Genomic DNA, 26,230 nt, shown 5'->3' with positions numbered 1-26,230 from the left:
CCTTCGGCTGGAGCCTAACAGGCATCGAGAGCCCGGTTGAGGAATTCGTCGACGAACTCCTTCACCGGGCTCGTCTCGTTCTCCGCATCGGCAGTTCTGCATACGAGCGCAATCGGATAGGCAAGGTCGCATGTTCCAAACTTATCGAGAATCACGACGTCGCTTCGCTGATCCAGATAGGCGCGCGACGAGCCTCCTCCGCAAATGTAGATCGAGGACCCGAGATCCACGAACGCGAGGTTGCTCGTGCTTTCGAGCGTGTTCATGCGGAAGCCGACCTTGATATCGGGACCGATCATTGTTTGCACCATCTTGCTCCAGCGGTCGAAGTGGCTACCGCTGTTGATGACGATGGTTTGGCCTTCGAGATCGTGGCGGCTCAACTGATCGCGATGGGCAAGCGGATGGCTTGCCATCATGGCGAGAAAGCATCGGTCGGTGCCGAGCCGGCGGTAGGTTATGCCGAGAGTCTCGCTCTCTTCGCGCAGTTCTTCGATGCACGAATAATCCGAATCGATGGCGACGTCGACAAGCCCCTTGCGCAATGCGTCGGTCGCCGTCGTATTGAGATCAAGGTCGACGAACGTGTACGGGTGCGATTCGCGGTTCGGCAACGCAGCGTAGAACGGGGAATCGGGAGCAAGGGTGGCCGCTTTAATCGTCGGTCTGTTTTTTGCCGCGGCTTCGCTTTCCGCCAGCGCCTCGGCGTACAATCCGATAATGCGTTGAGCGTAGTCGAGCAGCACAGAGCCGGCGGGGGTGAGCGAGAGCTTCTGCCTCGTCCGGTCGAGCAGCGGGTAGCCGAGTTCCTTTTCCAATGCGCTCATGCGCGCGCTCAGCGATGGCTGGGAGATGTAGAGCTCCTGGGCAGCCTTGGTGATGTTCAGGTGCTTCGCAACGATAACGAACTCGTGAAGTGTTTCGAGCCTCATGCGTCTCCCTTCCTGTTCCCTCATCCATTATAGTGCGCTTTTCGCCGAATGGCATCGCGAGGGATTAACCCTATATCTGTACTGGGAATAATTCCGAAGAGGGAAGGCGTGGTATCATTTCTGCGAGGAGACGGGCCGGTGCCAAGAGGGCGCTCAACGCGGGAGTTGCGAGGGCACTCGGCATCGCGATGGCACAACGCGCGAAACGTTGCGGGAAGCACTCGACACCGCGATGGGATGCGCGTAAAGATTGCATGAGTCGACCGGCACCGCAGGATATCGCTTGGGCGCGAGGGGAGATAAGCGTGATCAAGAAAGCGCAGTTGCCGCTTCAGACGTTAGATCTGATCGCGGGTTTCACCGTATGGGTAATCCTGTCGTCGCTTCTACCGTTCATCAAGCATGATATCTTCATCCCCGACGACATGCTCGCTCTCGTGACCGCCGTGCCCGTGATCTTGGGCTCGGTGCTGCGTATCCCGTTCGGGTACTACGCGAACCTTCTCGGCGCGCGCACGGTGTTTCTCGCGAGCTTCATCGTGCTTTTGTTTCCCGTGTACTTCCTGAGCGTTGCGACCACGTACGTCGATCTTCTCATCGGCGGCGTATTCCTCGGGTTCGGCGGCGCGATCTTCTCGGTCGGGGTTACTTCGCTGCCGAAGTACTATCCGAAAGAACGTCACGGCTTCGTGAACGGCGTGTACGGCTTCGGCAACATGGGTACCGCCATTACCACGTACGCCGCACCGGTACTCGCCGTGCAGTTCGGATGGCAGATGGCCATCAAGTTCTATCTTGGCTTGCTGCTCGTGATGATAGCGCTCAACTTCTTTTTGGGCGATAGGCACGAACCCAAGGTCAAAACGCCCATCGTCCAGCAGATCAAAGCAGTGTGGAAAGACGAGAAGCTGTGGCTCTTCTCGCTCTTCTATTTCGTCACCTTTGGGGCGTTTGTGGCGTTTACCGTGTTCCTGCCGAACTTCCTCGTCAGCGATTTCGGGGTCGATGGCGTAACGGCGGGTATCTTCACCTCGCTTTTCATCGTCACGGCGGCGGTCGTGCGCGTGCTTGGCGGCTGGCTATCCGATCACCTCGATTGCTGGAAGCTCTTAGCGGGCGTGTTCGTGGCTATGATCGCCGGTGCCCTCGTTCTGGCTACGGTACCCGGCCTCGAACTCTTCATGGCGGGCGTGTACGTGATCAGCATCGCGTGCGGCATCGGCAACGGTGTCGTGTTCAAGCTCGTTCCCACCTACTTTGTCGCTCAGGCCGGCCCCGTAAACGGCGTCGTGTCGATGATGGGCGGCCTCGGAGGGTTCTTCCCACCGCTCGTGCTCTCCGCGTTTCTCGGAGCAACCGGGTCCTACGCCCCCGGGTTCATTGCGTTCGCCTGCTCGATCCTTGCGTGCTTAGTTGCCGTGGTGTGGCTCGGCCGAACCGAATCGCGTAAACAGCGTGGTGCTGCCGGGATGTAGCCTCGATGGTCTCGTGGCGTGCTAGAATAGCGGGCACGCATACAAACAAGGCGCGCGATGTCATCGGTCGCGAGGCCGCACGAGAGGAAGCACCATGGCAAAAGGAACCTATTCGTTTACCACGCCCATTTACTACGTGAACGCAGCACCCCACTTGGGGACGGCCTACACAACCGTCGCCGCCGACACCGTGGCCCGCTATCAGCGTATGAACGGCTACGATGTCGCATTCGTGACCGGTCTCGACGAGCACGGGCAGAAGGTTGCCGAAGTGGCCGAGGGCCATGGCATGACGCCGTTAGCGTGGTGCGACTCCATGGAACCGAAGTTTCGCGATGCATGGGATATGCTCGACATCACCTACACCGATTTCGTGCGCACGACCGAGCCGCGACACGCGCGTACCGTGCAGAAGTTCTGGACCGACCTCTACGAAAAGGGCTACCTGTACAAGGGCGCTTACGAAGGCTGGTACTGCGTACACGAGGAAACGTACTATACGGAAGGCGAACTCGAAAAGGATGAGGAAGGCGTGTTCGTATGCCCCGATTGCAAGCGCCCTGTTCGCAAAGCCTCGGGGGAGGAGAACTGGTTTTTCAAGCTTTCCGAGTTCGAGGATAAGCTGCTTGCGTTCTACGACGAGAACCCCGATTTCATCCGCCCCGAAACGCGCAGGAACGAGATCGTCTCGTTCGTGAGAAGCGGGCTGAAGGATCTTTCCATCTCGCGCTCCACGTTTGATTGGGGTGTGCCGCTGCCCTTTGACGAGGGGCACGTGGCCTACGTGTGGGCCGATGCGCTTCTGGCATACATCACAGGCATCGGATACGCCGATCCCGAGCGCGCGGGCGAATTCGAAGAGCGCTGGCCCATGCAGTACCATTTCGTCGGCAAAGACATCATCCGCTTCCATTGCGTGATCTGGCCCGCCATGCTCATGGCGGCGGAGCTGCCCATCACCCATACCGTATTCGGTCACGGTTTCCTGTTGACCAAGGGTGAGAAGATGTCCAAATCGAAGGGCAATGCGCTTTTGCCTGAAGACCTTGTCAAGGTGTTCGGGGTGGATGCGTATCGCTATTACTTCATGAGCGACGTGCAGTTCGGCCATGACGGCTCGATTTCGGTGGAGCGCATGGTACAGGTGTACAACGCGGACTTGGCGAACACCTGGGGCAACCTCTGCTCGCGCGTGTTCAACATGACGAAGAAGTATTTCGATTCGCTGGTGCCGAATCCGCCTGCTGCGGCAGCGACTAATCCCTTGCGCGCGATATCCGACGAGCTGTACGCCGAATACGATCGCTGTATGGGGCTCGTCAACTTTTCGGGTGCGGCGGCTGCGGTGCAGAAGCTCGCGGGCCGCGTGAACCTGTATGTGGAAGAATCCGCACCGTGGAACCTTGCGAAATCGGAAGAAACCGCAGACGAGCTTGCCGCCGTGATCTACAACGCGCTTGAAGCCATCCGCATCATCGCCTTGTACATGGCGCCGTTCATGCCGAACACTTCCGCCGAAGTGTTCAAACGCCTCTCGCTCGGCGCAGTTACCGAGGTGGACGATATCGAGGCTGCGACCGCGTGGGGCCAGCTGCCTGCGGGCAACGCCGTGGAAACGGGTGACCCGTTGTTTCCGCGCCTCGATGTTGAAGCGATCGACTTCGGGGTGGAATAGGGCGCATCGGCATGGCGCTGCGGGTCGTACGCCGAAACCCCCGATGGGCGTGCCCGCGGTGTAGAAAGCCGATCGGTACAGCCGGCAAAGCGGAGCCTGGTGTTTGCGGCACATGAAAGGAGTAGCGGTGACTGAAACGATACAGCAAGGCGACGTGTCTGCGTCCGCCGAACGGTGTGGGAACCCGGGCGAACAATCCGGGCCATCCGGCGATCGGCAGCATGAAGAACCGGTTTTCTTCGACACGCTGTTTCGCCAGAAGCGCAAGCACGGCGAATACCGCGTGATCGATCCGCCTGCACTGAATGCTCCTGTGGCCGATACCCACGCTCACCTGCAGCTTCTCGCCGATCCGGCGCTCGCGCTTGCGCGGGCGGGCATCCGCGACGTGCGATTCGTCTGCACGATCGTCGACGTGCACGAAGACGGTTTGACCACCTACGATCAGCTGAACGATTGGCGGTTCCAGGGTGCGCTCAACATCGCGCGTCTCGTCACGCGCCGCTGTTGAGGCGAACCTCGCCCGTGCGTGCCACGGGTTCGCATCGCAGCTGGCTGCCATCCCCATAACGCCAAGCACTACGACGACGCACTCGAGGCCGAGCTGTATCGGCTTTTGGCCGATCCGCGTACGTGCGCAGTCGGCGAGGTGGGGCTCGACTACCACTACGACTTCTCGCCTCGCGCAGATCAGATTGCGGTGTTCCGCCGCCAAATCGCTCTTGCCCACGAGACGAGACTGCCCCTCGTCCTCCATCTGCGCGAAGCGCACGAGGAGGCGTACCGCATCATGACCGAGGAGGGCTTTCCCGAAGGCGGTGTGCTGCTGCATTGCTTCAACCTTGATTGGGATACGCTTGCGCCGTGGCTCGACAAGGGCTGCTACGCCGCGTTCGGCGGCTCGCTTACGTTCAAAAAGAGCGACGACACGCGTGAGGCTGCACGGCGCATGCCTCTCGGTCGCATTCTCACCGAAACGGACGCGCCGTACATGACGCCCGAGCCTATGCGCGGCATGGAGTGCGGTCCCGATCATGTGATATTCACCGCCGAGCGCTTGGCAGAGGTTCGCGGATGCGAAACGGGGCCTGCGAAGCTCGAGTTTCTCGCGGATATCTACCGCAACGCGCTCGATCTTCTGAACCGCGAGCCGACCGCATGGCAGCTCGAGCACGGCGGCGCTGCACAGGTGGCTGCCGGGCCGAGCGGACCCTGGGGTACGTCCCAATGAACCGTCTCGTCATCTGCGGATCGTTTCGCCCCGAAGGGAAAAGTGCCCACCTCTGCGACGCGCTCGCGCGCCGTATGCACGACCTGTGGCCCGAGGACGAGATCAACCTGTTCAGTTTAGCCGACGACATCGACGTCGATCCGTGCATTGCCTGCGATTATTGCGAGTTGGGGGAAGGCTGCATCATCGAAGACGCGATGCAGGACCTCTATGCGCTCCTCGACGAAGCGGATAGCCTTGTTGTAGTGTCTCCCATCTATTTCGCCGGACCCCCCGCGCAGTTCAAAGCCGTGCTCGATCGGTTTCAGCGGTATTTTTGGACCGATGTCCGCACAAAACCGAAGCGCCCTGCCGAACTGTTCGCCATCGGCGATGGGGGAGACCCTCACGGCTTCGACCCGCTTACGGGCATCGTGCGCTCTGCGCTTGCCGTGGCTGGATACCGCTTGGGCGCGGTGCATGATTGCGTCGGCAAGACCCACGACGAGCTTTACGCGATAGCCGCTGCGTGGGAGCCTGCACAGGGTGGGATATCCGAGGTTTTTGGCGGTGGCTTGCCCTGCTCTGAAGACGAGCGTGCGGCTGGGGGCGCACGATGACCAAGCTATCCCCCTTGGCTACGCCCTCGGCGACACGTGCCGTTCTCGAAGCGCACGGCCTCTACACGAAGAAGGCGCTTGGCCAGAACTTCCTCGTCAACGATGTGATCCTCGAAAAGATTATCGCGTTTTCTCAGGTGAATGAAAGGGATTTCGTGCTTGAGGTGGGTCCCGGTATTGGCACGCTCACTATTGCGCTGCTCAAAAACGCGGGGTTCGTGGTGTCGGTCGAGCGCGATAAAGATCTGCCTGCGGTGCTCGATGAGACGCTTGGCCCCTGGGCCGACCGCTTCGCGCTTGTGGGAAAGGATGCGCTCGATCTGACCGCAACCGATCTTGCCCAAGCGGCTGAACAGGCGGGGCCGCCCGAGGTTCTTGCCGTGCATCCTATGCCGAACAAGTTCGTCGCCAACCTTCCTTATGCGGTAGCGGCGACACTCGTGCTCGATTACTTCGAGCGGTTCGAAAGCATCGAGAGCGCCACGGTGATGGTGCAATCCGAGGTGGCTGATCGCATGTCCGCAAAGGCGGGAACGAAGAACTACGGTGCTTACACGGTGAAGCTTTCTCTGTTCGCTGAGCCTGCGGGACGGTTTTCGGTGAGTCCCGGCAACTTTTTCCCGCCGCCTCGGGTTGAAAGCTCGGTGCTCCGGCTCGACCGCGTGCGCCCTGTAGACGATGACGGCGCTCCGCTCGATGCCGATGCCCTGCGCGCTACGTGCACCATGGCCGAGGCGGCGTTTGCCGCTCGCCGTAAAACCATCGCCAACTCGTGCAAGACATACTTCGCCAGCAAAGGCGAGCAAGGCTCGTCGATTGCTTCTGCGCTGTCGAGCATCTTCGAGCGCGCGGGAATCGACCCGGGCCGACGAGGCGAGACGCTCGTGCGTGCGGAGTTTATCAGGCTCGGCAAGGCGTTACACGACGCTTCGTTCTGATCAGGCAGACGGGAAACCCAGCGATCCCGCACGCGGTAGATCGTTGCCGCCTTCTGAGCCTTTGTGCTCCCGACTCTCCCTTTGTGTCCCCGAGCTCACCTCGTGTTCGCGGTTCTTCCTTCATGTCCCCGAGCCCACCTCGTGTTCGCGACTCGCCCTCTGTGTTCTCGGATCGCCCGATTCCGGCACAAAATTGGAGGTTTGACAATTATATAATCAGATACCTAATGAAATTCAAATCAAAGGCGGACATAATGCCTGATCGCAAGATTTCAAAGTGCTCAAAATTAAACATACGATATTCTCTAATTGTCAAACCTCCAATTTTGTGCCGAGATTTAGAAACTCCGGAACAGATTCCGGCGATGACCGGCACGGCGCAACTTCCAATGGGCTGCCGAGTTCCGATATCTCGGAACGGCGCAACTCCCAATGGGGCTGCCGGGTTCCGATATCTCTGCACACGTGTCAAGGCGCGTTCGAACCAGTGAGTATTTGGCCGCACGGTTCGTCCGTTTGCCGATTAACTTTGTTTGAAGTCCATAGCATCCCTGATCGCAAGGATCTTGTTGCGGACAACCATGATGGAAACGTGCAGATTCTGTCAAGCATTGACTGCCGTGGTATAATTTCAATCTGTTATTGCTGTAATTTGAGTCGCATGTAAGGATGAGTGAGCATGGATTTAGCTAAGCAGGCGAAAATCGTGGATGGAATCCACGATACGTTGCACGATTTCGTCGGCCAGCGGCTGAAGGTTCGCGCCAACATGGGCCGTTCGAAGATCGTCGAGAGCGAAGGCGTTCTCACGCAGGTCCACCCCCAGCTGTTCATCATGGAAGTCGATCGCAAGCGCGGCCGCACGGCGCGCCAGTCGTACCAGTATGTCGACGTGCTGACCGGCATGGTCGAACTCTCCCAGGATGGCGAGCCGCTGTTCGAGCCCTTCATCGAAGAGACTCCTATCGACGAGGCCCCCATGGTTCTCGAAGAGGATATCGAAGAGAAGGAAACGGTGCTCTCGTAACGTGCACCGCTTATGGCACCAATGAAAGAAGCGCCCGCATTCGTCGGGCGCTTCTTGATTCAGGCTCGTGAGCCTGCACTGGGCGCGAAGCGCGCAGGGCAATAAACCACCCGCTATGCGGGTGCGCGTCGAAGGTTTCACCCTTGCAAACCAAACGACCGCCGACCAGGGATAAGATGCAAGTGTTCAAGTCGCATCCGACCTGGAAAGGCGGTCATTATGGCAAACAAGGCGCAAAGCCTGTCGCACACGAAGTGGCTGTGCAAGTACCATATCGTGTTCACACCGAAGTATAGGCGCAAAATCATCTACAACCAATACCGGGATTCGCTGGGCGAGATATTCCGGCAGCTCTGCAGGTACAAGGGGGTCGAGATAATCGAGGGCCACCTGATGCCGGACCACGTGCATATGCTGGTCAGCATCCCGCCCAAGCTGGCAGTGTCGAGCTTCATGGGGTACCCCAAGGGCAAGAGCGCGCTCATGATGTTCGACAAGCACGCGAACCTGAAGTACAAGTTCGGCAACCGGCACTTCTGGGCCGAGGGCTACTACGTGTCGACGGTCGGGCTGAACGAGGCCACGATAGCCAAGTACATCAGGGAGCAGGAAGCCCACGACATCGCGCTGGACAAGCTCAGCGTCAAGGAGTACGAGGACCCCTTCAAGAAGGGGTAGCCTCCGAGAACCCCCTTCGGGGGTAGCCGGGTAGTACGAGCGCCGCTTCAAGCGGCTGCGACGAGTCAAAGGCGATGCGGCTTGAACGAAGTGAAAGGCGGCGCCTTTAGACGCTGCCGGCAGCCCTTGGCCTTATAGGCCCTGTGCAAACCACCCCTTGGAGGGGTGGTTCATGATTCTTGGGAGTCGATAGCTTCGAAGCTATTCCACTTCACCAGCGATGAAGCGGACTGCGTGGCGGCCGAACGTCATGTTGCGGCCGAGGCAGTTGCCCACGAGGTACACGGGGTAGTTGCCCGAGTAGTAGCTGCCCGAACAGGTGCCGACTGCGTACAGGCCCTCGATTGGCATCTCATCGGTGTCGAGTACCTGCGTATCCTTGTTGATGCGTACGCCGTCGAGCGTGGTCAGCAGCGAGCCGCCGAACCATGTGCCGTAAAACGGTGCAGTGCGGATTTCCGAAAGACGGTAGGCTTCCTTGCCCATATCCTCGTCGACGCCCGCATCGAACAGCTCGTTGTAGCGCTCGATCGAGGCGAGGAACTGCGTCTTGGCATCGCCCTCGAACCCGAGCTTGGTTGCAAGCTCGTCGAGCGTATCGGCTTTCTGCATGATGCCCGTGCTGATGTACTTCTCGTCGTAAGCCTCGTCGACGGTTTTGTCCTTAAGCTGCATCTTCCACGTCATGGCTGCGCAGCCCTGCGTCTTGAAGCGCTGCACGTCTTCAGGTGCGTTCACATCGAAGACCTGGCACCACACGCCGCCGGGATGGTTGCTCGCCGCGTGGCAGATGCCATCGTAGTTGCAGCTTTCGTTGGTGATGCGCGCGCCGTTGCGGTCCACTTTCAAGAACGGCTGGCTGCCAAGGTTGAACTGGCCGCCTGTGGCGAACTGCGCATCGGCTCCCTCGCCCGTGTACCCGGCGTCCACGCCTGGCTCGACCGAGCCACGGTCGAAGATCATAGCTGCGGGCGTCGTGTCCATGGCGGCTCCTGCCCAAAGCGCTGCCTTGATGCCCATGCCCGTATTGTTCAGATTGTAGTTCGTCGAGGTCACGCATGCGGGAATAATGGGATTCAGCGCTTGCACCATCACGGGGTCTGCCGGGTATCCGCCCGTGGCGAGCACAACGCCCTTGGCGGCGTTTATCTTCACTGTACCGTCTGGGGTGGTGAAGATGGCGCCGGTCACAGGGCCGCTCCCGTCGCGCACGAGCTTCACGAGGTCGTGGCTGTAGCCCACTTCGTAGCCTTTGTCGGCGATGAACTCGGTAAGCACTTCGATGTGGTTGATGCGGCCGCCTTCGCCGTCGGAGAACGTATGGCACTCGGGCGGGATGTAGTACATCGTGCCGCCCGCGCGCCCATCGCCGCCGTTTTCAACATCGACGGTTACGGTGCAGCCGCCGAGCTTCTCTTCGTAGAGGGCTTGCAGCCATTCGACCATCTCCGAGCTTTGGCGGATCCAGGTGCCTGCGACAGTCGAGTCGTTTTTGAACGATGCGTAGCGGTTGAGTTCGTTCAAGATGCGACCCTCATCGACGCTCTCACCTGTTTGCTCTGTGAACTTCGAGTTGATCGCGCCCACGTCGAAGTGGGGCGCTGCCGGCTCGGAGCCTTTGTCGACAACCAGGAAGTTGAGTCCGAGATCGGCGGCGGTTGCTGCGGCAGCCATACCCGACATGCCGGCGCCCACGATGAGAATGTCGCACTCCTTGGTTTCGGTGATATCGGCATCGGCCACTTCGGGCGCCGAACCCAGCCAGTCGTTTGCTGCCGGTGCCGTGTTGTCGGCGGCTTGCGCTTTCGGTTCCGCCTCTCCCGATGCCTGGGGAGCGCAGCCGGCGAGTCCGAGCGTGGCGAGAGCGCCCGTTGCGGCTGCCCCCGTCAGAAAGCTCCTGCGCGATATTCCTGCATGTTTGTGATCCATTCCGTATCCTCCTTGTAATCCCTTTTGAATCGTGCGCCGCCCGACGAGCTCGGCGCATCGTCGAACAATCCTACGGGACGCTTCACCTGCATGCGTCCCCCGCAGTGGGGCATTTGGGCGAGTCGGCGGGAAAAAATGCGGATCACCCACGATGGGGTATTGTTGCGTTCGCGGGTGGCGTCGGGGCCGAACCTCCTATAGAATTCGAAGGGGAGGAAACGAATGCAGCTGCTCAACCGGTTGAACATGATAACGCGGGACAGGATCGTGCTTGCATGCATGGTGTCCATATTCTGCTTTTCGTTTTCAGGCGCCATTCTCAACGCCGAGGTGTATGCGCGTATCGCCCCGTATTTCGGAGTGGGGCGCGAACTCTCGACGTTTATGCAGGCGGTGCTCTTCCTTGCAGTCGCCTTCGTGGCTGTGAAGAAGCCATCGCTGTTCGATGTGAAGACCATCAGCTTGGTAACCATTGCGGTTCTCGTGGTGTCGGGATTTCTGCTTGCGCTATCGCTTGAGCTGCAAAATCCCCTGTTCGTCATGGTGAGCCTGCTGTGCCGTGCCGCTGGCCAGGTGTGGGCGATTACGGTGTTCTCGGTGGCTCTAACCACAATCTCGTCGCTGAGGACCGTGCTCGTGACCGTGGGTATCGGGATGGTGCTTTCCGGATTTGTCTGGCAGCTCGTTCCCCCGAACCTTCCCGTTGCGCTCGGATCGTTCTTCGTCGTTCTGTGCGCGATCGTTCCCATTGCGCTTACCTGGAAGGTGAGCGTGCCCCTGTTTCAGACGATCAGGCAGTCGGCAGCCGCGTCAAGCATCGGTGTGAGCGATTCTTCGGTTTTCGTCGGCGTCTCCAAACTCAAGGGCTTGTACTTCTGCATGCTGCTCGTGAGCGTCGCTTCGGGCTATGCGCTCGCTTTCAACGAACAGTCGAACGCGCCTATTGTTACCGTGGTCGAGAATATCGTGCTTGCAGCCATCGTCGTCGTGGTTTTAATGGGGGATTCCGCAAAGGAGCACGAGGGAAGGGAAGACCAGCTGTTCTCGTTCGCGGCCCTGCTTATCATTGCGGGATATCTCGTTGCGCCGTTCTCGTTCGGACACGACACCACGGTTACGAACACGCTGTTGCGGGCGGGTCGTGATTGCTTCACTCTGCTGGTGTGGCTCGTGTTGGCCGCGATCGGGCGTCGTAATATCTTTTTGCTGCTGCCGATCCTCGGCTCCGTTCGGTTCATGAGCGCGATCGGCACCGATATCGGCGCAATGGCAGGCCACGTGACCAACGGTCTCCTTGCAGATTCTTCCACAACTGCTGCCGCGATCACGACGGCGTTCGCCTTCGCGTTCATCGCGTTTCTGTGGCTCGGGTTCCGCGATTTCAGCTTCACCCGTGTTATCAACGATGTGAAAGAGGTATCGGAGCCGGAGATACTGCGGGTCGGCGACCATATGGAAGCGCGGAGCCGTTTGTTGGGCATCGAGCACGGGTTGACCGATCGTGAAATCGATATCCTTCAACTGCTCGCCCGCGGCAGAGACGGTAAATTCATCGCCGAGGAGTTCGTCCTTTCGTACAACACGGTGAAAACCCACATCAAGCATATCTATCAGAAGCTCGGCGTGCACTCGCGCCAAGAGCTGATCGATCTGGTAGGGGAATCATAGGGCTGCGCAAGCCATGCGCGGCGGCACGCGCGCGAGAAGGTGCAAGACTGACGCAGCGTGTGCGGCGGTTCGCGCGCACGAAGTGCGTATAGCGCCGCCCATGCGACCTGGGTTGGGCGAGGGCTCCCGCAAAAGTCGAAGGAGCGCACGCGACGCTCCTTCCTGAACCAGGTGTTTACGCGGTGCTGTCGGAATGCGCGATCAGTGGGCTTCCGCCTCGGGGGCAGGAGCGCCGAATGAAAGCTCGGTGCGCGTGATCTTGCACGAGAGGAACATGCACAGCGGCTCGACCTGTATCGCCACGACGTAGCAGATGATCCACAGCAAGGGGGCGGGTGCGAGCCAGCGGTTCACGAACGTCGCATCGATACCCGAGATCATGGCGTTGAGGCAGAACGACAGAATGATGTACATGATGGTGCACAGAAGCACGTCTTTGAGCAAAAACCAACCGAGCGATCCCTCTTTGGCTCCGCACGATACGGCGAACTTCATCGAGAGCGGGATGACGGGAAGCACCGCCATGACGACGGTTCCAATCACCGTTCCGGTAAGCGTTCCCATCAAAAGCCCCATCGGCTCGACGGGAGCACCTGCGACGATCGGCGAGAACAGGCTCATCGTGAAAGCCAAAAACACCGACATGAGAAAACCCATGGCAATACGAAATGCTAATGACATTGCATACCTCTTTTCGACGAGGGCGAAAAGGCTGACAGGCGGCAGGGCGCAACGCAAGCAGTGACGGTCGTCTGGTTTCCCCCTTTCGATCTGACAGCCGCCGGGCATTTCGGCATCATGCTTTAGCCATACAATACGCCGGACACGTTGCATCTGAAAGCTAGTAAAATCGATAGTAGAGTGATGCAGCTATCCATTTTGATAGGTTGTGCTCGGTGCCGCCTGCTCCGTATACTGGTTCGAAGGCATGGCAGGCCTTACAAGGGGACATTCTTAACCTTTGGTTCGAGAATGTGGCGCGGGCGCGTGTAAAGCAAGCACGAGGAGCTGGGTATGCTTTCGATACTGGTTTACAGTAGTGACGGTGACTTCATCCATCGGTGCGACGTGGAAGACATGCAAGAACTGCTTCGCGTGTTCCGCACCGAGTTGCAGCCGCGGTATTCGGATGGGACGTTCGATGTTTCCATCAGCGGAGAGATTCTTTTGGTCGAGCCGGTGAAAGGCCCGCCGAGCGTCGCTCCCTCGCTCACCGAACGCCAACGTCAGATACTGCAGCTGATGGCTCGTTCGTTTGCCCCGAAACAGATAGCAAGCGAACTCGACATCTCCGAAGCCACGGTGCGAATGCATATCAATGCCCTCAAAAAGCGTTTTAACGCCGATAGCCGCGATCAGCTTATGGCGATCGTCGGGGCGCTCGAGTTATGCGATCCGTTCGACAAAAAGGGTGCAAAGCGCACCGCAGTCCATCCCTGTACCGATCGGTAACGGCAGCAGATCACACGCCGTTTCGAGCGGTTTAGGCAGTCGAACCCGCAAGCGTGCGCAACGCTTTCAGCATCATGCGTTTTCCAACGAGCTGGACGTGCTCATCACGGACAGAAGGGAAGGCGTTATGTCTAACATTGAATTGAAAAAATCACTGTGTTTCGGTTGCCACTCCAACTGCGGCGTCCTCGTCACGGTCGAAGACGGCAAGGCGACGAAAATCGAGGGGGATCCTCAGTGCCCCATCAACCAGGGCAAGGTATGCGAGCGTGTCGGGTTTCAGCTTGAGTGGCTCGATCATCCGAAGCGTTTGAACTACCCGCTCAAGCGTATCGGAGCTCGCGGCTCGGGCAAATGGCAGCAGATTTCGTGGGATCAGGCATGTGAGGAGATCGGTGCCGAACTGCGCAGACTCGCCGACGAGTACGGGCCCGAAACCGTCGTGTTCTCCCATGGTACCGGCCGCTCCGACGAGTGGTACATCTCCCGCTTCTTCAACCAATACGGCAGCCCTAACGTTGCCATGGGAGGAGCCGAGATGTGCTGGTGCCCCACCTATTCCATTGAGAGCACCACCTTCGGCCAGTTCGGCGCAACGTCTACCGCGCCGAATACCCAATGCGTCGTATTCTGGGGTCGCAATCCCGCTCAGTGCGGCGATTTCCCCGAGCACTGGGGTTACAGCCAGCTGTTCGAACACAATCCCGACGCGAAGATCATCGTCGTCGATCCGCGCTGCACCGAGTACGCGGCACGGGCGGATATCTGGCTGCGTCTGCGCCCTGGTACCGACGGCGCGCTCGCGCTCGGCTGGATGAACGTCATCATCAACGAAGAGCTCTACAACAAGGAGTTCGTCGAGAAGTGGACGTACGGCTTCGATCAACTCAAAGAAGCGGTACAGGCCTACACGCCCGAGAAGGTTGCCGAAATCACCTGGGTGCCCGCCGAGAAGATCCGGGCTGCGGCACGCATGTACGCGACTATTCGTCCGTGCTTCATGCCGTGGGGCCTTCCCACCGACACCATCGGACGCAACATGACGCAAGCGAATCGAGCGAAAGCGCTGCTTAAAGCGCTCGTCGGCGTCAACGAGATGGGGCAAACCTACCTCGCTCCGCCCAATGCTGTCCGCCCACTCGCCTCGATGGAGATGCCCGACTTGCTTCCCGTATCGCAACGCGAGAAACAGCTCGGGGCCGATCAATTCCCCATGCACAGCTGGCCGAGCTACCAGATGATCTCCGATGCCCAAAGCCGCGTGTTCAAGCACCCCTACTTTCTCAACCAGGATGCGACGTGCACGCACAATTGGTCAATCGTGAGCCAAGCCATCAAGACCGGCAAGCCGTATCCCGTTAAGGGCATGATCTGCTTCGCCTCCAACCCCTTCTCCAACCTTTCGAATTCGAACGATCTGTACGAGTGCATCAAGTTGCTCGATCTCATGGTGACGCACGAGTACACCATGACGCCAGCCGCGATGCTCTCCGATTACGTACTGCCCGCCGCAGGCTGGCTCGAGCGCGTGCAGGTGTGGGGCACCAACGGCGGCGGACCCGCCATCTCGGGTGTTGCCCTTACCGGCGAAGCCGCCATTGAGCCCTTGTACGAACGTCGCGACAACTACGCGTTTTGGCGCTCGCTTGCCGAGGGCACGTTCGAGAAGGAGGAGTTCGAGAAGTACTGGCCGTGGAAGGATTCCGAAGAGGCGAACGACTACATGGTTGAGCCGCTCGGGGTCAAATCGGCCGATACGGTGGGCAAGCCGGTGTTCTGCCCCTCGCCCGACAAGTGGCACGAGCTCACCGATCCGCAAACAGGCGAGCTGTACGGATTCGGCACTCCGACGGGCAAAGTCGAAATCTATTCGACCATTCTCGAAAAGCTCTTCTCCGAAGACGAGGCCATCCCGTACTACGAGGAGCCGTTCGAGTCTCCGGTATCGACGCCCGAGCTTGCGGCTGAGTACCCGCTCATTCTGACGGCGGGCTCTCGCTTCATGCCGTACTACCACTCCGAATACCGTCAGGTGAAAGGATGTCGCGAGCGCTATCCCGATCCGTACTTCCAGATCCACCCGGAAATGGCGGCGAACCTCGGCATCGGCGACGGCATGTGGTGTTGGATCGAGACGCTGCGCGGCAAGTGCCTCCAGCGCGCCAAGCTCGATTCGGGCATTATGCCCCAGGTCATTTCGGCGCAGCACGGTTGGTGGTTCCCCGAGCTTCCCGAGGAAGACCCCTGGCTCGGTGGCTGGTTCATATCGAATATCAACATGTGCACCGATAACGCCGTCGAGAATTGCTGCAAGCTGAGCGGCGTGTACAACATGAAACTTGCGCAGTGCAAGGTGTACAAGGCTGCCGAAGCTCCGTTCAACACGTTTACGAAATAAGTCAGCTGAGAGACCTCCGCCCTGCCTGCGGCGGAGGTCCGAGCGAACGAGAAGGTGCCATGTATTCACCCTATGTTATTCATATCGGCCCGTCGTGCTGCGGGTGCGGCGCGTGCGTGCGGCAGTGCGTGCGCGACAACTTCGCGCTTGCCGGCGATCGGCGCACAAGCGATTCCGCCCCCCTCGATGATCGAGACGGTGGGGGCTGTGCGGCCACCGACGATCGAGCCGAAGCGAAAAAAGATTACGTGTGCGTGGGGTGCATGGCATGCGTGAAATGGTGCCCGACCCATGCGCTTATCATAACGCCTGCAAAACCGGTGAGCGCTTATATACGTGCACGATGATACTGATTGCTGTTACCTGAGGAGATAGCCATGCTCAAGCATATTCACCTGGAAAATTTCAAAGCACAACAAGCTGCCGATCTCGATTTTTCGAAGATCAACATACTCACGGGATTCAACTCGACCGGCAAGACGACGGTCATTCAATCGCTCGCCTTCATCAAGCAGAGCCTGCAGAAGAAGGAGTTGAGTTTCAACGACTACCTTCTGCGCCTGGGCGACTACCGGGAGGTGGTGTCTCGCCACGACACCGAGCTCCCTATCAGGATTTCCGTTACGCTGAATGGGAGCGAAGAGGACCTGCAGTACAGTCTCGATGCATCCATGAACGGTGTGGTGGAGACGTTCGCCGTCGATGGCGAACAGGGTTGGCAATGGGACAGCCGCACCGATGGCGCCGTCGAGGCCTCGGGGCGTTTGTTCTTCCCGATAGCGGCCGGGGGTTACGGCGGCGGCGTGTTCACTTCGTCCGATCCTGCAAAAACCATGCAGGAGCAGAAGCGCACGATGGAATGGTTCGAGAACATGCTGTACCTTTCCTCGAACCGAGGGTTCACGAAGTACAACTATCCTCTGCTTGCCGGGAAGCCCACGGTCGAGGACATCTCGAACCGCACCGGCGACTCGTCTGCGCTCGAAGAGTGGCTGTCGAACCTGATCATATACCGCATCAATGAGGCGAAGCGCTATCCTGCGATGGAAGAGCAGCTCACGCGTATGACGGATCGGCTCTCTTCGCTCGGCGTCGAGATCAGCCCGTATGTGATGAGCGGCCCGAGTGTGGTCATCGACCTCGCCGAAAGCGGCATGTGGGTGAGCGCGGTCAACTCGGGATACGGCGTGAACCAATCGGTCGCCTCGATCGTTTTAGGGTCGCTGTCCGAACCGGGATCCCTCGTCATGATCGAAGAGCCGGAAACCCACCTGCACCCTCGCTTCCAGCGTACGATGGCCCAGATCCTTGCCGATTTCACGAAGGAGGGCAAGCAGGTGCTCATCACCTCGCATTCCGATCACGTGCTTCAGGAAATGAGGAAGCTCGTGTTAGACGGTACGGTGCCGAAGGACGATGTGAAGGTCTACCACTTCGCCAAAGAGGATCGCGTTACCCGCACCTCCGAAATCGATGTGACCGACGAAGCCGCCTTGCGCGAGCTGTTCTCGTAGGCTTTGCGGGTGTGCGTTGAAAGGAGGTCGGCATGGCTGTTCTCTACGAAGACTCGTTCGTGCTGGTGCGCGAAGCGTCGGAGCTGATGGATGAAGCGTTGTCGCAAACGGCCGATCCGAATGCGCGCGGACAGATACGTGCTGCATTCTACAAGCTGTATCAGGCGGCGAACTCCGCAACCATGATCAGCCCCCTGGATGTGCGTGCGGTTGCGGAGGGAAGTGAGGCGTACCAGCTCATCGTCGAGTACCCGTACAAGCTCTACTACCGCGAGGGAAGGTACCCTGTCGCGGATCTGAAGGCGGTATTCGACCGATGGGTTCTCGAGGTCAGCCGGTATGTGGACGACCTTTCGGCAAGCGCAAAGCTTTCGGTAGTGAAGCCATCGAGGGAGAAACGATGAGCGTCTCGTTTGCGACGAGCGACAGACGGATGCGATGAGTCGGGATTTAGGCCGGGCGATACGAGAAACGGTGGCGATAGATATGGATACGACGTATGCGACGCACGGAACCCTGTTCTTCATCGACGGGTTCTGCACGAAAGAGGGAATTGTCGGGTTGAGTCAAGAAGATCATCTGAACCTCATCTCGCGGGGCTTCGGCGACGAAGAGGTAGCGTTGACGGTTCGAAGCGCAGAGCGGTCGGGACGGACCGCGTGCGACGAGGGAGTAAGGCTTTGGGCGAGTTTGCTCACCATACGGGTCGACGGTGAGGAGAAATTCCAGATCAGGTTATCGGCTGAGGCGGTAGGGCGGCTGAAGGAGCGCGGCTTTCTCGATCTCGAGCCGGTAGCGCTTGAGATCGAGAAGCTTCCCTACACGATTCCTTCCGAGCAGTTCGACCCGGCGGCGTTCGAGCCCAAGCTCGATGAATCGCTGCTCGGTATGGGGCTGTGAAGCCGGCGATCGATACAAGCGAAATCAACGATATGTTTCAAGAAGGAAGGCATGTATGTGTTTTAGACCAGCGGCGGTAACGTCGGATAAGACGTGTCCGAAATGCGGCACGGTAAACGATTCTTCGGCGGAGGTATGCTCCGCCTGCGGGGCGAACCTGCCGGTAACGCAAACTTTTCCCGGTGCGCCCGGGGCGCCGGGGGCTCCGGGGGTTCCAGGTGCCTCCGGTCAAGCAGGCAACCCCGGTGCCCCTGCGGCGCCGAATTCGCCCGCGCCTCCGAAGACGCCGGGGGCACCTAAGGTGTAGCGGGGAAATGCGGCGAGAGCTCGCGGTTGGCGTGCGGAAGGGCGCGGTGTGTTTGCGGTCTGCCCGCGCCATACCGTTCGCGGTGCGCTGTTGCGCGTCCGCGGCCGATGTGCGTTGGGCGGCGGCGTCAAGTGCTCTGGCGGCAAGACGCTCGTGCTGGTTGCATGTCGCAGATAACGGCCTGCGTTGCCCGTTCGTGCGTCTGATGTGCAGATGTTCGGATTAATTCCACTTCGCATTTGACAAACAGGCGCGTTGCGGGGAAAATACTTTCTCGCGCACTGCGCACCTTCGTGGGGATGTAGCTCAGCTGGGAGAGCATCACGTTCGCAACGTGGGGGTCGTGGGTTCGAATCCCATCATCTCCACCACGGAAACTAACGGGCCCTCGTCCCAAAGGCGGGGGCCCGTCTTACAAAGACTGAATCAAGCCTTTCGATATTTCCTGTCGCGTGTTGCTCCTTCCGCAATGAGAAAGCCTCGCTCGACCATTGCCGCAAGGTGTCGCTGCGCTGTCTTCGATGATGCTCGAAGATCATCTTTGCTCAGGAATCGGTAGACTTTCCTCTCTGAATAATGATTGCGCTTGCGCATGTAGAGCCCTGCTACCTGATCGTCGCTTGTGATTTTGATGTCTACGTCTGCCATGCGGTCGTAAACGTCGCCTTTGTAGCGGTACACAGCGGACCCCATAGGAACCCAGATGCGAAGGACCATTTTTTCTTTGTACTCGATTGTCTCAAATTCGAGGGATGGGGTCAGGTTGAATGCGTTTGGATTTGACACGACGTTGATGATATTACGCTGCATGGATAATTCAGCTTGCCTTGGCACCCCCGATACCGTGCGATCATCTTGAACGCCAAGGAAGATGCTGCCGCCTTGACGGTTCGCGAACGAGCAAATAGTTTCATAGGTATCTTTTTCAGGCTGATTACCGCATCGCTTGAACTCGATCGTTAATCCTTCGCCCTTGGAAAGATGCTGCTCGAACTCGGATTGGTCCATTCGGGTTATCTTCATTTGTTTCGAGACATTTTATCATTTCGGGACATGTTTCGGGACATTTCCCCTATGCGAAGGTTCCATCACCATTTCAGGTTCTAAATCAATTGTAATGGTGCGCGATGCCTTGTGACTCCCTAAATTAATATGTTCTTCCCTATTTCTGCCACTTGACTAGTGACAAAATTACAAGAACATATATAATTCCTTCCATATATGTATAGCCTCTTACATGAATGAAGCATAAACGGACAAGGAGATACTATGATCGGGAGTACTCGGAGTGCGGGCGGCCGACAAAAACTGCTTGCGCTGCTCGTTACCTTCTGCCTGCTTTTGTCGCTCGTACCCATCTCGGGGTACGCGAACGAAGCAAGCGCGGAACAATCCCCCTCTTCGTCAACCCAGTCGGGGGGATCTGCTGACGACTCTGCGAGCGACCAAGGCTCTTCAGCGGGCGGTCAGGACAACGGCCAATCCGATACATCATCCGACGATGCCTCGGCCTCATCCAGCAAGGCGGATGACGCCGGATCCGCAGCGGGGTCTGAGGGAGAGGGCGGTGAGCAACGTGCAGCCGTCGACCCGCATGCCGCTGCTGCAAACACCGTCGAGCCGAACGCTTCCGAGGGCGAGCCCGTTGCTCCGTTGGCAAACGAAATCGCCCGGTTGACAGGCTCGGTAACCACCACGCCGACAAACCCGCTTTCAGGCGCGTCCTTCAAGATGACTATCGAGATGAACAGCATTTCGGAGGGTGCCTCGACTACCGAGGGCATCCGCGACGCGCAAGTGTCGTTCACCATCCCGAACAACGTGGAAATCCAATCGCTCCCCACCACGAACGGGCAGTACACGGTGTCGCCCGCGAATCCGCAACCAGGTGATACGGTTACCATCACGTACAATAACGAGCTTTCGGTGGGGTCGCTCCATAAGCTCGAGGCATGGTTCCGTTTCCCTGCGGGGGTGAGCTTGCCGAGCGAATCGTTCGAGCCCGTAATCGACCTTTCTGCATCGAACGCTTTCTCCCATACCATGACGCCCGACGAGGTGAATCCGGCCAACAACCCCCTCGGCACCGTCATGCAGGTGACTCCGCAGAACATCAATCCGATCTTCCTTCACAGTGCAACGATCGATCTCACGCGCGAGGCGTATCTCGGCGGTCTCAACCAGAACGACGCTTCGGTCACAATCGAGTTTCCCGGCGATGCCGAAGTTCTTTCGGTTGTGTACAAAGACGTTGAATATCCGGTAGTCGATGACGGCTCGGGCGGCAAAGTGGCAACTGTTCCGATAGGTCTGCTCGGAGTCGGCAACCAAAACGACAAGGAAACGATCACGGTTCTCTATAGCTATCCGCCGATGACGGCGCCTGGGGAAACTCAGTACCAGATCGATGTCACCTATACGGCCACCCGCTTCGATGGCACGCCCATCACGGAGACAGGTTCCATCAGCGAAACCGTCTCCTATCAAAACGGGGGAGCCGATGCGAACGCCTTCTTCATGAAGCATGCGGTAGGCCAAGTGTATCGAACGGGCGATCAGGCGGTCAGCTTCGAGCTCGACTATACCCCGTATGCCGATATGAAAGGCGCAACGCTCACCGATGATCCTCTTCGCGCAGGTGAAGCGAACTTCTTCGATGCCGTCGAGTACCGCACGGTGACGTGGGTTCCCTACGCGATTCTCGATCCTTCGCGGGGAGAAACCGTGCGAACGCAGATGCTTTACCAGACGGCTTCCGATCCCGGTGTATGGCGCGCTGCCGGCTCGCCGAGCGCAACGGGCCGGGTCAACATCGACAGCCTCGGACTTGCGGCAGGCGATTACGTCACGCAGGTCCAGTTCAAATTCTTCGGAGCGACGGGCGATGAGGTGACGGCTGGATCGAGCCCTGTGAAGATCAGGATTCTCGGCACTACGACCGACGGCATCGTGAATACCGGCACCTCCTACGACGACAATGCACTTACGAACGGTGCGTACATGACGGGCGAAATCCGTTTCCCTGGAAGCTCCACATACTCGCAGATCGAGGACGAAGGTATCAAGAACGCACGCACCACGACAACCAACGTGGTGGCGAACAATCCCGAGGTTGGCTTGGCTGGATGGGAAAGCCCCTCATCTCCAAACCCTATTATTCCCGGCAAAGACGTATCGTTCAGCGTCCGCCACTATATAACGAATTCGGTATTGCGCGATGCGACATCGTATCTTATCGTCGATCCCAACATCGAAATCCTCGACATGGAGCTTGACAGCCGGTTTCCCGATGCGACATGGTCCGTCTCTGTTGCGAATAACGGTTATCAGCTGGTTTCAATTACGTGGAACGGCGATATCACCAGTGCCTGGACGCAATACTCGGTGAATTTGAAAGGCATAGCGAAACCGGGTATCGGATCGGAAGCGTATTTCCGTTACCTCGTTGCAAGTGATGATCCTACGCAGCAGTACAGCGGGGGCGGTGCCGGCGTCGTGAACAGTTGGTATCTCAACCGGCCTGCCGACTGGGCCATCATCGACGCGCTTGCGGACCGTGCTTATGGCTCCACGTACCGATGGGGCATTCCCGTCGATAACGGGCTTGGCCTGAACCCGCAGAAGCTTGCATCGGTCAACGGATCAGACTACGCGCTCACCCAGACGACCGATACTTCGCTCGGCGCGCGAAGCGGGTACTTCTCGCTCAGCGCAACCAACACCGAATCGACGAACCTCGAGGAGGTGCGTATCATCGACATGCTGCCTGTGCTCGGCGATACGATGGCGCTGAGCAGCAACGCAAAAAAGAGCACTGCGCAGTTGCAGGTTGACAGCATGACGGATACTTCCGGAGCTGCTTTGTCGTCTGCGTTCGAGCTGTATTATTCCGAAGATGCGACACCCGCCACCAATCAAATCGACTTAACCGATTTCTCGGGAAGCTCGGGCGCAACCTGGACTCCGTGGGATGGCGCTTCAGCGCTTCCTTCGACGGCCAAGGCGGTCATGCTCGTCAAGACCGACGGCCTCAATGCAACCGACTCCTTCGAAGTGCGCCTCAATGTTACGATTCCAGAGAACGCGGCATCGACGACACTCGTGGGTTGGAATGCGATGTCGGCTGGTGGTAAGCACGCAGGTGGCTACATTGTGCCCGGCGAACCGCATAAATCGGGCATTTACATCAGCAAGAGTTCAGCCGACAAGAAACTCGCGGGCATCCTTTGGGAGGATGCCGATGGAAACGACACGCGCGATGCGAGCGAGCCTGTGTACGCGAACAAGATCGTGCGGCTTTACGATTGGGATGACAGTCTCGTTGCGCAAACGACCACTGACGCAGTGGGCCATTACGAGTTCGACAGGCTGTTGCCCGAGCGCTACCGTGTCGAGATCGATCTTCCGGTTAACCTTGAGATAACCGGATACCAGGCGATTTCCGACAAGGAAGTCGACAACGACTTTGTGCGTGCAGACACGTATCTTGCTTCGGCCACGGTGAACCTTGCAACCGAAAGCCACCCTGAAAACGTCGACGGTGGGTTTTACACCAAGGCGAGCATCGGCGATTACGTGTGGGAGGATACGGACGGAAACGGCGTGCAGGATTCTCACGAGCCGGGTTTTGAAAACGCGAAGGTGACGCTGTATCGCATGAACGGTAGTGTTGCGGAAGAAACCGGTTCCATGACAACGTCGGCAGGCGGTGCGTATTCGTTTACCGGATTGAAGCCTGGCACGTACAAAGTGGCGATCGAACCGCTCTCGACCCATATTCCGACCGATCTTGCTGTCGGGGGAGCGGGTGCCGAAAACGATTCCAAGCTCAAAGATACGTGGGAAACCGACGAGCTTGCCTTGGCAAGCGGCGATGCGCGCAGCGATGTCGATGCTGGCCTCACAGGTGCGCTCGATGGCACCGTAACGCTTACAAAGGTCGACCACAACGGCGATGGTCTCGCCGATGCTGTCTTCGGCATCTGGCCGTCGGGCGCCGATGTCGAAGCGGATGAGCCGCTTAAGACGGCAACGAGCCAAGCTGACGGCTCGGTGACGTTCGCCGATCTCGCAAGCGGCGAGTACCAGGTAAAGGAGATTACAGCTCCAGCTGGCTTCGATGCCGACTCAGCCGTTCATCAGGCTCGAATCGTGAGCAACTTGCAGCTTAACGTTGATCTCGGCACGGTTGCGAATACCCTGAGCCTCGGAACCATCGCCCTGACCAAGACCGACGGGGACGGGGCCGCATTGGCGGGTGCCACGTTCGGCCTCTGGTTGGCTACGGCCGACCCCGCACTCGATGATCCGCTCGAGACGGCTGAGAGCGGCCAAGACGGTACCGTTGTATTTACGGACAAGGCTCAGGGGTCGTATCTCGTGAAAGAAATCGCTGCGCCCGAAGGCTACGTGATGAGCGAAGACGTGCACCAGGTGACGCTTGACCGGACGACGCTTTCGTTCGATATCGGTCAGGTAATGAACCAGAAGGTAGAAGATCCCACGCCGCCCGATCCTCCGGGGCCTGTCGACCCGATCGATCCTGTCGATCCGACCGACCCTGCCGATCCCGCGGATCCATCGAACCCTGCGGCGAGCAAACCTGCTGCAACGCCAAGCGGTGCAGCTTGGGCGGCAACAGGCGATAGCGTGCTGCCCCTACTTGTGGCGATCGGAGCTTTGGCGGTGCTCGCGTTAGGAGTGCTCGCGGGCGTGGCGATAAGGGGCAGGTCGAACCGCCGCTAGCGTTACGGCTTGCACTAGGGCTGATCAGCGGCTAAGAACCATATGCTTTAGAAGATGGGCGGCTTCGGCCGCCCATCGGCGTGATAATCCGCTTGAAGTACGATACTCGGAAAGGATTGTGCCACGCTCGTCTGGCCGAGTGTTCCGACCCGCATGTTCGGATGTGCGCCCTATGCTTACTCGCGCTCTCGGTGGTCGCGTCGTCCTTTTGGTGCTCGAAACCCAAGTAGGTGCAAGAAATGACGGTTTTGTAAATGACACGTCTCCCATACGCGCACGGTAACATGCCTTTGATTTGCCGAGCTGGGGAAACGTCGCATACTTTGCTTTGGAGACCGTGTAGAGCACCTTCAGCATTTACCAATCCGCAATTTCTTGGCTGTGTTAGACCACTGTTGACAAGAACACTTGTACCAAAAAGGCTCTCCAACTATACTGAAAGTTATCAGACGACCAGTAAGGAGAAGAGCCTATGCTTGAGATTCTACACCAACTTTTGCCCCAGCTAACCCGCGCTGAGAAAATCGAGATGCTCGCCCACCTAAAAGAAGCCATTGCCGAAGAGCTGATCGTTAGCTCTGAAGGCAACGGACCTTCCGTTTGTCCGCACTGCGGCTGTGCGCGCTTCACCAAGAAGGGCCATGGCCGCTCAAGAGAACAACGATGGCTTTGCGGCGGCTGTGCGCGGACCTTTTCCGGTGCGACCAAAGGACTGCTGGCAAACTCGAAGCTCAGCGGAGGGGCGTGGATGAGCTTTGCCGCATGCATGGTGGATGCATTGAGTCTTCGGGAGTCTGCCAAGCGTTGCAATACCTGCCTTTCCACCGCCTGGTTCATGCGCCACCGCCTTTGTGAGGTGATGGCGAAAAGACTCATGCCTTTTCGTGTCGGGAAAGGGTCAGCCTGCCAGATCGATGAAACCATAGTCAATGAGAATCTCTCGGGGAACTGGACCAGATCAGGGTCTGTTTCGCTACCGAGAAAACCCCATAAGCGGGGGAACGCCATACATGTTTCGGGGTCGTCCAGGGAAAGGATCAGCATCTTAACCGGCATCAGTGACCGGGGAGACTGCTTCTGCGAGGTGTGCTGTCGGGGCAAATCGAGCATCGAAGATATCGAGGCGCTCCTAAAGGGCAAGGTCGAAAAAGGGGCCATCGTATCAAGTGACTGGGATGCAGCTTACCCCAAAGCCTTGGCATCGATCGGTGCGGGGCATAGGCGTTATTGCACATCATCGGGTAAGGGGTATAAGATCAACATGGTCAATGCTCTCCATTCACGCTTGAGGGATTTCCTATTCCCGTTCAAAGGTGTTTCCACAAGGCGCCTTAAACATTACCTTGACTGGTTTTGCTACGTTGAGCAATTCAGGAAAAGCGATGCTGACCGTCGTGAGGTGCTGTACTCAAATGCCATAAGCGGAACATACGAGACGACCAGAAGGAACTATCCTTCAACTCCGTTTCCCTTCGGAGAGTACTGGAATATGTCAACAGTGGTCTAACACAGCCAATTTCTTGCACCTACTTCGCGTGTGAGCACCAAGCGAGCGTATGGTTCGACCTGTCGCAAGCCGTCGGGTACGTGCAGCCCTTGGCACCGAGCTTCGCATAAGCCCGAAAGCGAAGGAGCGCGGCAAGCTTCAACTTGTCGCGCTCCTTGCGCGTATGCAGTTCGGCAGAACCGAGCTCGCGCGGGTCGGCTGCTTAAGCGCACAGGTTCGCGTGTCTGCTCGCTGGTTTGTGTGCTTGCTTGTTCA

General features: G+C 58.4%; 22 protein-coding genes and 1 tRNA gene. 19 read left to right on the top strand and 4 right to left on the bottom strand.

What is annotated here, in order from left to right; genetic code table 11:
* Positions 1–14: 14 nt before the first annotated feature.
* Positions 15–932 (bottom strand): LysR family transcriptional regulator, encoded by a 918-nt coding sequence (locus FJE54_RS01405; RefSeq protein ID WP_180326492.1) that lies wholly within the window; start codon positions 930–932, stop codon positions 15–17.
* 305 nt (positions 933–1,237) lie between these two features.
* On the opposite strand from FJE54_RS01405, the gene FJE54_RS01400 reads away from it, so the two are divergent.
* The 8 genes from FJE54_RS01400 to tnpA all read left to right on the top strand — a co-directional run bounded on the left by FJE54_RS01400 (position 1,238) and on the right by tnpA (position 8,555).
* Positions 1,238–2,407, top strand: a complete 1,170-nt coding sequence (locus FJE54_RS01400) for a nitrate/nitrite transporter (protein WP_139650823.1) — start codon at positions 1,238–1,240, stop codon at positions 2,405–2,407.
* 94 nt (positions 2,408–2,501) lie between these two features.
* Entirely contained in the window at positions 2,502–4,082 is a 1,581-nt protein-coding gene (gene metG / locus FJE54_RS01395) for a methionine--tRNA ligase (protein WP_139650821.1), read from the top strand.
* Between the two features lie 127 nt (positions 4,083–4,209).
* Positions 4,210–4,593 carry a nitrate ABC transporter substrate-binding protein gene (locus FJE54_RS01390; RefSeq protein ID WP_255467154.1) on the top strand — a complete coding sequence of 128 codons (384 nt, stop codon included), beginning with the start codon at positions 4,210–4,212 and terminating at the stop codon, positions 4,591–4,593.
* A gap of 18 nt (positions 4,594–4,611) precedes the next feature.
* Entirely contained in the window at positions 4,612–5,313 is a 702-nt protein-coding gene (locus tag FJE54_RS01385) for a TatD family hydrolase (RefSeq protein WP_139650819.1), read from the top strand.
* A complete protein-coding gene (locus tag FJE54_RS01380) occupies positions 5,310–5,912 on the top strand; it encodes a flavodoxin family protein (RefSeq protein WP_180326490.1) in 603 nt (200 codons plus the stop codon). Before FJE54_RS01385 ends, FJE54_RS01380 begins: the two co-directional genes overlap by 4 nt.
* Positions 5,909–6,850, top strand: coding sequence for a 16S rRNA (adenine(1518)-N(6)/adenine(1519)-N(6))-dimethyltransferase RsmA (rsmA, locus tag FJE54_RS01375; protein ID WP_139650815.1), 942 nt, complete (start codon positions 5,909–5,911; stop codon positions 6,848–6,850). The genes FJE54_RS01380 and rsmA overlap by 4 nt, the downstream gene beginning before the upstream one ends.
* A 679-nt stretch (positions 6,851–7,529) precedes the next feature.
* Positions 7,530–7,877: a Veg family protein gene (locus FJE54_RS01370; RefSeq protein WP_139650813.1), complete on the top strand. Its 348-nt coding sequence runs from the start codon at positions 7,530–7,532 to the stop codon at positions 7,875–7,877.
* Positions 7,878–8,096: 219 nt separating this feature from the next.
* Positions 8,097–8,555: an IS200/IS605 family transposase gene (gene tnpA / locus FJE54_RS01365; RefSeq protein WP_139650811.1), complete on the top strand. Its 459-nt coding sequence runs from the start codon at positions 8,097–8,099 to the stop codon at positions 8,553–8,555.
* A 201-nt stretch (positions 8,556–8,756) separates the two neighbouring features.
* Here the strand turns inward: tnpA and FJE54_RS01360 are convergent, their stop codons facing one another.
* Positions 8,757–10,484, bottom strand: coding sequence for an FAD-binding protein (locus FJE54_RS01360; RefSeq protein WP_139650809.1), 1,728 nt, complete (start codon positions 10,482–10,484; stop codon positions 8,757–8,759).
* Positions 10,485–10,706: 222 nt separating this feature from the next.
* On the opposite strand from FJE54_RS01360, the gene FJE54_RS01355 reads away from it, so the two are divergent.
* Complete coding sequence (locus FJE54_RS01355) at positions 10,707–12,152, top strand: helix-turn-helix transcriptional regulator (RefSeq protein WP_139650807.1); 1,446 nt, start codon at positions 10,707–10,709, stop codon at positions 12,150–12,152.
* 201 nt (positions 12,153–12,353) lie between these two features.
* On the opposite strand, the gene FJE54_RS01350 is transcribed toward FJE54_RS01355, so the two are convergent.
* Complete coding sequence (locus FJE54_RS01350; RefSeq protein WP_139650805.1) at positions 12,354–12,833, bottom strand: hypothetical protein; 480 nt, start codon at positions 12,831–12,833, stop codon at positions 12,354–12,356.
* Positions 12,834–13,166: 333 nt separating this feature from the next.
* Between FJE54_RS01350 and FJE54_RS01345 the strand changes: the two genes are divergently transcribed.
* From FJE54_RS01345 to FJE54_RS01305, 8 genes are all read left to right on the top strand, one after another.
* Positions 13,167–13,604, top strand: coding sequence for a helix-turn-helix domain-containing protein (locus tag FJE54_RS01345; protein ID WP_139650803.1), 438 nt, complete (start codon positions 13,167–13,169; stop codon positions 13,602–13,604).
* Positions 13,605–13,731: 127 nt separating this feature from the next.
* Positions 13,732–16,002: a molybdopterin-containing oxidoreductase family protein gene (locus tag FJE54_RS01340; protein ID WP_180326489.1), complete on the top strand. Its 2,271-nt coding sequence runs from the start codon at positions 13,732–13,734 to the stop codon at positions 16,000–16,002.
* A gap of 59 nt (positions 16,003–16,061) precedes the next feature.
* A complete protein-coding gene (locus FJE54_RS01335) occupies positions 16,062–16,349 on the top strand; it encodes an RnfABCDGE type electron transport complex subunit B (protein ID WP_139650799.1) in 288 nt (95 codons plus the stop codon).
* A gap of 30 nt (positions 16,350–16,379) precedes the next feature.
* Entirely contained in the window at positions 16,380–17,516 is a 1,137-nt protein-coding gene (locus FJE54_RS01330) for an AAA family ATPase (RefSeq protein ID WP_139650797.1), read from the top strand.
* A gap of 32 nt (positions 17,517–17,548) precedes the next feature.
* Complete coding sequence (locus tag FJE54_RS01325) at positions 17,549–17,920, top strand: hypothetical protein (RefSeq protein ID WP_139650794.1); 372 nt, start codon at positions 17,549–17,551, stop codon at positions 17,918–17,920.
* 82 nt (positions 17,921–18,002) lie between these two features.
* Entirely contained in the window at positions 18,003–18,416 is a 414-nt protein-coding gene (locus FJE54_RS01320) for a hypothetical protein (RefSeq protein WP_139650792.1), read from the top strand.
* Complete coding sequence (locus tag FJE54_RS16405) at positions 18,388–18,723, top strand: zinc ribbon domain-containing protein (protein ID WP_369406378.1); 336 nt, start codon at positions 18,388–18,390, stop codon at positions 18,721–18,723. Before FJE54_RS01320 ends, FJE54_RS16405 begins: the two co-directional genes overlap by 29 nt.
* 295 nt (positions 18,724–19,018) lie before the next feature.
* Positions 19,019–19,094 (top strand) — tRNA-Ala (locus FJE54_RS01305).
* Between the two features lie 55 nt (positions 19,095–19,149).
* Here FJE54_RS01305 and FJE54_RS01300 read toward each other — a convergent pair.
* Positions 19,150–19,731 carry an AlbA family DNA-binding domain-containing protein gene (locus tag FJE54_RS01300; protein WP_139650790.1) on the bottom strand — a complete coding sequence of 194 codons (582 nt, stop codon included), beginning with the start codon at positions 19,729–19,731 and terminating at the stop codon, positions 19,150–19,152.
* 261 nt (positions 19,732–19,992) lie between these two features.
* On the opposite strand from FJE54_RS01300, the gene FJE54_RS01295 reads away from it, so the two are divergent.
* Complete coding sequence (locus FJE54_RS01295) at positions 19,993–24,468, top strand: MSCRAMM family protein (RefSeq protein ID WP_139650788.1); 4,476 nt, start codon at positions 19,993–19,995, stop codon at positions 24,466–24,468.
* A gap of 472 nt (positions 24,469–24,940) precedes the next feature.
* A complete protein-coding gene (locus FJE54_RS01290) occupies positions 24,941–25,975 on the top strand; it encodes an IS1595 family transposase (protein WP_139650786.1) in 1,035 nt (344 codons plus the stop codon).
* The last annotated feature ends 255 nt before the right edge of the window (positions 25,976–26,230 follow it).

Origin of the sequence: Raoultibacter phocaeensis, assembly GCF_901411515.1 — a bacterium.
GTDB lineage: Bacteria > Actinomycetota > Coriobacteriia > Coriobacteriales > Eggerthellaceae > Raoultibacter > Raoultibacter phocaeensis.
The sequence above is the reverse complement of the archived record's forward strand: the minus strand, read 5'-3'. Positions and strand labels throughout refer to the sequence as shown.

Bases quoted from the DNA above. Each gene is read 5' to 3' on its own strand.
- FJE54_RS01340 (WP_180326489.1), top strand. From the start codon at position 13,732: ATGTCTAACATTGAATTGAAAAAATCACTGTGTTTCGGTTGCCACTCC.
- FJE54_RS01330 (WP_139650797.1), top strand. From the start codon at position 16,380: ATGCTCAAGCATATTCACCTGGAAAATTTCAAAGCACAACAAGCTGCC.
- FJE54_RS01355 (WP_139650807.1), top strand. From the start codon at position 10,707: ATGCAGCTGCTCAACCGGTTGAACATGATAACGCGGGACAGGATCGTG.
- FJE54_RS01345 (WP_139650803.1), top strand. From the start codon at position 13,167: ATGCTTTCGATACTGGTTTACAGTAGTGACGGTGACTTCATCCATCGG.
- FJE54_RS16405 (WP_369406378.1), top strand. From the start codon at position 18,388: ATGAATCGCTGCTCGGTATGGGGCTGTGAAGCCGGCGATCGATACAAG.
- FJE54_RS01295 (WP_139650788.1), top strand. From the start codon at position 19,993: ATGATCGGGAGTACTCGGAGTGCGGGCGGCCGACAAAAACTGCTTGCG.
- rsmA (WP_139650815.1), top strand. From the start codon at position 5,909: ATGACCAAGCTATCCCCCTTGGCTACGCCCTCGGCGACACGTGCCGTT.
- FJE54_RS01335 (WP_139650799.1), top strand. From the start codon at position 16,062: ATGTATTCACCCTATGTTATTCATATCGGCCCGTCGTGCTGCGGGTGC.
- FJE54_RS01405 (WP_180326492.1), bottom strand. From the start codon at position 932: ATGAGGCTCGAAACACTTCACGAGTTCGTTATCGTTGCGAAGCACCTG.
- metG (WP_139650821.1), top strand. From the start codon at position 2,502: ATGGCAAAAGGAACCTATTCGTTTACCACGCCCATTTACTACGTGAAC.
- FJE54_RS01380 (WP_180326490.1), top strand. From the start codon at position 5,310: ATGAACCGTCTCGTCATCTGCGGATCGTTTCGCCCCGAAGGGAAAAGT.
- FJE54_RS01290 (WP_139650786.1), top strand. From the start codon at position 24,941: ATGCTTGAGATTCTACACCAACTTTTGCCCCAGCTAACCCGCGCTGAG.
- tnpA (WP_139650811.1), top strand. From the start codon at position 8,097: ATGGCAAACAAGGCGCAAAGCCTGTCGCACACGAAGTGGCTGTGCAAG.
- FJE54_RS01300 (WP_139650790.1), bottom strand. From the start codon at position 19,731: ATGGACCAATCCGAGTTCGAGCAGCATCTTTCCAAGGGCGAAGGATTA.
- FJE54_RS01370 (WP_139650813.1), top strand. From the start codon at position 7,530: ATGGATTTAGCTAAGCAGGCGAAAATCGTGGATGGAATCCACGATACG.
- FJE54_RS01350 (WP_139650805.1), bottom strand. From the start codon at position 12,833: ATGTCATTAGCATTTCGTATTGCCATGGGTTTTCTCATGTCGGTGTTT.
- FJE54_RS01325 (WP_139650794.1), top strand. From the start codon at position 17,549: ATGGCTGTTCTCTACGAAGACTCGTTCGTGCTGGTGCGCGAAGCGTCG.
- FJE54_RS01360 (WP_139650809.1), bottom strand. From the start codon at position 10,484: ATGGATCACAAACATGCAGGAATATCGCGCAGGAGCTTTCTGACGGGG.
- FJE54_RS01320 (WP_139650792.1), top strand. From the start codon at position 18,003: ATGGATACGACGTATGCGACGCACGGAACCCTGTTCTTCATCGACGGG.